The organism is Domibacillus sp. PGB-M46, assembly GCF_022668875.1.
Classification (GTDB): Bacteria; Bacillota; Bacilli; order Bacillales; family Domibacillaceae; genus Domibacillus.
The window spans coordinates 1-1,684 of the sequence record NZ_JAKGCR010000061.1 but is presented as its reverse complement, the minus strand read 5'-3'; the positions used below and the strand labels follow the sequence as shown (position 1 = coordinate 1,684).

General features: G+C 53.4%; 1 rRNA gene. It reads right to left on the bottom strand.

Annotation, left to right across the window (positions count from 1 at the left end):
- Nucleotides 1–1,684 (bottom strand): 23S ribosomal RNA (locus L2D08_RS23560); the annotation flags it as partial.

Below are 1,684 nucleotides of genomic sequence, written 5' to 3'. Positions count from 1 at the left end.
TCGCAGTCAAGCTCCCTTGTGCCTTTACACTCTGCGAATGATTTCCAACCATTCTGAGGGAACCTTTGGGCGCCTCCGTTACATTTTAGGAGGCGACCGCCCCAGTCAAACTGCCCGCCTGACACTGTCTCCCACCCGGATCACGGGTGCGGGTTAGAATTTCAACACAGTCAGGGCAGTATCCCACCAGCGCCTCCACCGAAGCTGGCGCTCCGGCTTCCAAGGCTCCTGCCTATCCTGTGCAGACTGTGCCAAAATTCAATATCAGGCTGCAGTAAAGCTCCACGGGGTCTTTCCGTCCTGTCGCGGGTAACCTGCATCTTCACAGGTACTATAATTTCACCGAGTCTCTCGTTGAGACAGTGCCCAGATCGTTGCGCCTTTCGTGCGGGTCGGAACTTACCCGACAAGGAATTTCGCTACCTTAGGACCGTTATAGTTACGGCCGCCGTTTACTGGGGCTTCAATTCAGACCTTCGCTTGCGCTAAGCCCTCCTCTTAACCTTCCAGCACCGGGCAGGCGTCAGCCCCTATACGTCGCCTTGCGGCTTTGCAGAGACCTGTGTTTTTGCTAAACAGTCGCCTGGGCCTATTCACTGCGGCTCTCTCGGGCTTGCACCCTACCAGAGCACCCCTTCTCCCGAAGTTACGGGGTCATTTTGCCGAGTTCCTTAACGAGAGTTCACTCGCTCACCTTAGGATTCTCTCCTCGCCTACCTGTGTCGGTTTGCGGTACGGGCACCTTACATCTCGCTAGAGGCTTTTCTTGGCAGTGTGGAATCGAAGACTTCGGTACTAAAATTCCCTCGTCATCACAGCTCAGCCTTAACGGAAACGGGATTTGCCTCATTTCCAGCCTAACTGCTTAAACACGCGTATCCAGCTGCGTGATCTCCTATCCTCCTGCGTCCCCCCATCACTCAAACGATGCTTGGTGGTACAGGAATATCAACCTGTTATCCATCGCCTACGCCTTTCGGCCTCGGCTTAGGTCCCGACTAACCCTGAGAGGACGAGCCTTCCTCAGGAAACCTTAGGCATTCGGTGGAAGGGATTCTCACCCTTCTTTCGCTACTCATACCGGCATTCTCACTTCCAGACGCTCCACCAGTCCTTCCGGTCTGACTTCACAGCCTCTGGAACGCTCTCCTACCACTGACACCATAAGGTGTCAATCCACAGCTTCGGTGATACGTTTAGCCCCGGTACATTTTCGGCGCAGAGTCACTCGACCAGTGAGCTATTACGCACTCTTTAAATGGTGGCTGCTTCTAAGCCAACATCCTGGTTGTCTGGGCAACTCCACATCCTTTTCCACTTAACGTATACTTTGGGACCTTAGCTGGTGGTCTGGGCTGTTTCCCTCTTGACTACGGATCTTATCACTCGCAGTCTGACTCCCAAATATAAGTTTCTGGCATTCGGAGTTTGTCTGAATTCGGTAACCCGGGATGGGCCCCTAGTCCAAACAGTGCTCTACCTCCAGAACTCTTCATTTGAGGCTAGCCCTAAAGCTATTTCGGAGAGAACCAGCTATCTCCAGGTTCGATTGGAATTTCACCGCTACCCACACCTCATCCCCGCACTTTTCAACGTGCGTGGGTTCGGACCTCCAGTGAGTGTTACCTCACCTTCATCCTGGACATGGGTAGATCACCTGGTTTCGGGTCTACGACCTCATACT